This is a genomic window from Cryobacterium sp. MP_M3, from assembly GCF_015752155.1.
In the GTDB taxonomy this organism is placed as follows: Bacteria; Actinomycetota; Actinomycetes; order Actinomycetales; family Microbacteriaceae; genus Cryobacterium.
In genome coordinates, this window is the sequence record NZ_JADOVI010000038.1 from 1 (window position 1) to 3,369 (window position 3,369).

At 66.5% G+C, this 3,369-nt stretch carries 3 protein-coding genes; all 3 read right to left on the reverse strand.

Annotated elements, in window-relative coordinates; genetic code table 11:
• Positions 1 to 137: 137 nt before the first annotated feature.
• Positions 138 to 950 carry an ExeA family protein gene (locus tag IWX89_RS18140; RefSeq protein WP_196904935.1) on the reverse strand — a complete coding sequence of 271 codons (813 nt, stop codon included), beginning with the start codon at positions 948 to 950 and terminating at the stop codon, positions 138 to 140.
• Positions 947 to 2,413 (reverse strand): DDE-type integrase/transposase/recombinase, encoded by a 1,467-nt coding sequence (locus tag IWX89_RS18145; protein ID WP_196904936.1) that lies wholly within the window; start codon positions 2,411 to 2,413, stop codon positions 947 to 949. Before IWX89_RS18145 ends, IWX89_RS18140 begins: the two co-directional genes overlap by 4 nt.
• 74 nt (positions 2,414 to 2,487) lie before the next feature.
• Positions 2,488 to 2,985, reverse strand: coding sequence for a hypothetical protein (locus IWX89_RS18150; protein WP_196904937.1), 498 nt, complete (start codon positions 2,983 to 2,985; stop codon positions 2,488 to 2,490).
• Positions 2,986 to 3,369 lie beyond the last annotated feature (384 nt).

Consider the following 3,369-nt stretch of genomic DNA (forward strand, 5'->3'; position numbering starts at 1 on the left):
TGTCGCGCGTCGCGTTATTTGACGATGGCGGCGTCATCGTCGGTGACGATGCCTGGGTCTGAAAAAGCCCCGCCGGGGGATTCCGGCGGGGCTTTTGTCAGGATGGTGACGTGGTGGTCGTCACTCGTGACGCGGGCTCACTCGCTGTTCTCCGTGATGGCCGACTGCGCCGCGGCCAGGTCGACGATCGCTTTGTCAGCGGCGTAGGTCGCGATCAGGGCGGCGACCGCGAGGTTGTTCACCGCTCGCGGATAACCACGGGAGGCGAGGTGGATGGCATGGATCGCGTCGTCGGAGAAGAGCGGATCAGACCGACCAGCGAACTTGAGGTGTTGCCGGATGTAATCGGTTGTATCCCCAGCCCCCATCCCGGTGATTGTGTAGCGGGTGGAAATGCGTTGATCCAGCGCCGAGAGCACCGCGAGCTTGAGGCGGCGCCGCAGCGTGGGCTGCCCGATGAGGAGCATCGCGAAGTGCGACCCTGTATCCATGTCGCTGTTGGTCAGCATGCGGAGGGCTTCCAAATCGGTGTTGGTCAGCAGATGTGCCTCATCGATCACGACCACGGGCAGGCGGGCTCGTTCGTCGAGTTCCCCGGCGAGCAGCGCCGCGGTCTGCGAGGCGAGCACGCCGGAGAAGAACGCCGGGGTTCCGCCCAGGGCGGTAACGATGCGGGTGTGGATGCCGCGCATCGTGATCGTCGGGTCGGGGACGTAGATCACCTGGTGCCGAGACGGCTCGAGGCCGGCGAGAGCAGCGCGAACAGCGACGGTTTTCCCGGCGCCGACCTCACCACTGATCACGCCGAGCTGGCGTTGGGTGACGCACCAATCAATCCGCGCGATCGCTTCCCGATGCGAGGGGTGCGGGTGCAACGCTTGCGGCGGAATATCCCGGGCGAAGGGCATGCGGGTGAAGCCATAGTGCGATTGCAGCGTGTCGATACTCATCGGGCGGCCTCCTGGATGGTCGGCACGAAGACGACCGCGGGCCGCTTCGAGGTGGACGCTTTGACGAAGCTGATCGGCTCACCAGCCATCGTGCCCTTGTGTCGCGTCTCGACCAGGCGCAGGTAGTCAATGCCAGAGGCAGCGTTCTTCGCGCCGGTCTCGGCCTCATCGGCAGCCGCCGTGGCGGCCTTTTTATGCACGTGCCGCCGGATCTCGCTCAAGACGGCGATGCCGGCCGGGACACCGTTGCCCGCCGAGACGGTGATCAGCCCGGCGAGGTCGAAGGGGTCGTAAACCAGCTCAACCCGCTTGCCGACGAGGAGCTGATCGACTTGATAGGTGTTGGACTGCAACGAGACCGTCGCGGACTTCGTCACCGTGCGGATCGCCGACCACCGGAACGCCTCCGCGATCTCGTCCCGCGATTTCCGCACCGGCTTGCGGCCCACCCAGCTGGCATCCCAGCGTTGCAAAGGGGTCTGCCCGGTCGTGGAATGTGTGGCCTGGTGGTAAACCATCTCCACCCACGACGTGAACAACGCATTCAACTCATCCAACGACGTCACCATGCTGCCCACCCCAGCATCGACGACGCCCGTCGCAGTGTCGACGACGCTGATCTCGGTGAGGAACTGCGAGTTGACGGTATTGAAGAACCGCTCGATCTTCCCGCGGCCCTGCGGCCGATACGGCTTCGAGTGCGTCAACCGAATTCCGAGGCGTGCGCAGGTCCGAGAGAGCGATTCATCCACAAATGCGCTGCCGTTATCCACATATATCGTGCCCGGGATCCCGCGGGCTTCCAACGCCGGCCGGAGGGCCGCAGTCAACCGGACGGAGTCTTCGGCATAGGCCCACCGGCCTGCCGTCACCACACGGGTATGGTCGTCGAGGAACGCGAACAGATACGTTTTCCGCCCATTGATCCGCGGCCCGTGGAGGCCATCACCGACCCACATTTCGTTGGGGTAATCCGCTTCGAACCGGCCGAAGACCTCGCGCACCCCGGTCGGGAGCTCCAGCGTGCGAAAGTGCCGCAGCAACGTCGACTCCGAGGGGGCGTCGCCGAGGGTGTCCATCATGATCCGGCGCACCTGCGCTGAGGTCCGGGCAGGTCGCTCGCGTTTCAGCGTTGCCGCCAACGCCAGGATCTGCGCCGGCGTCACGGCGCCCTGGGCGCGGCCGCGGGGCTTCAACCCGTCGAACCCGCCGCGCCGCCAAGCCCGAATCCACCGGTCGATGGTGTCTTTGGAAACCGTCACCGTGCCGCCGAATGGCCCCGGATGAATCATCGCAGCGAGGTCCCTGACCATCGGGCCGCGCTGCCGCGTGGTGACCGCGCTGTCCGCCGCGGCGCGGATCAGTTGATACCGGAAGAGGGCGATCTTCTCCGTCCGGGCGCGGCGCACTGCCGAATCCACCGAAGATCCGGCCGGCACCAGGAGCGACAGCGCCGGGCTCACCGGGGACGCCCGAGGCGCCACCGGCGGAACGGTCGGTAGGAGGGTTGACGGGGTTGCGGGCATGAAAGGTCCTCTCAAACAGTGAACACGCCGATCACAGGGATATGGCAGGCGCTCCTGCCACCCTTCCCGCCGACCAGGGCCCCGCGTAAGGGCCGGTTGGTGTTGGGACCCGCGGCCCACAAGCTCGAGCAAAACAAGCGCCCGTTCGTCGTTGCGATGCCAGCCTGGATCCACGTCACCCTGACGATCGCGGCAAACCGACGAGCCAACCCCTCGGCGTACGCCATCAACACCGACAACGCCTCCCCACCGGCGAAGCCGGCAGGTTTGGGCCAGAGCACCACGGCGTCGGGAGCGTCCCGCACCAACAACCCCGTGAACCTGTCCCCGATCGAAGCGGCCGACACGGCGAATGCGCGCAACCATCCGCGGACTGTTGAGGCAGGTCTGCCGCAGCCCGCGGCGATCTTCCGGTGGCCCCACCCCAGCACGGTCTTCGCCTCGATCGCCGCCGCGATCACCTCGGCCGCATCGGCCCGGCGGGCGGCCAACCGCACCTCGAGGAGCACATGCGTGCCCTGGCAGGACGCGCACCGGGAACGGCGCGGCCGGAGCGCGCGGACCATCCAATCCGTGCCGAGGCCCTCCCGAATCACGCGGGGTCTGGCCCAGCCCCACGGGCGCAACCGGCCACCACAATCGGGACACGCCATGCGCCCGACCAGCAGGCCCAACTCGACAACAACAGAATCATGACTTACCGTGAGCATCAGCGCGGCCTTTACGCGTCAGAACGGCCCGGCGTGATCCTTCAAGATTGCACGCCGGGCCATTCGTCTATCCGGACATCGTCAGCTTGACGCCGCCGACCACCAGGCGCCAAATCCAGGCGCGCTAAAACCCATCGTCACTGAGGAAGACGCCCACGTCGTCACCCCGGGAGACGTACAACA

Bases quoted from the DNA above. Each gene is read 5' to 3' on its own strand.
- IWX89_RS18140 (WP_196904935.1), bottom strand. From the start codon at position 950: ATGAGTATCGACACGCTGCAATCGCACTATGGCTTCACCCGCATGCCC.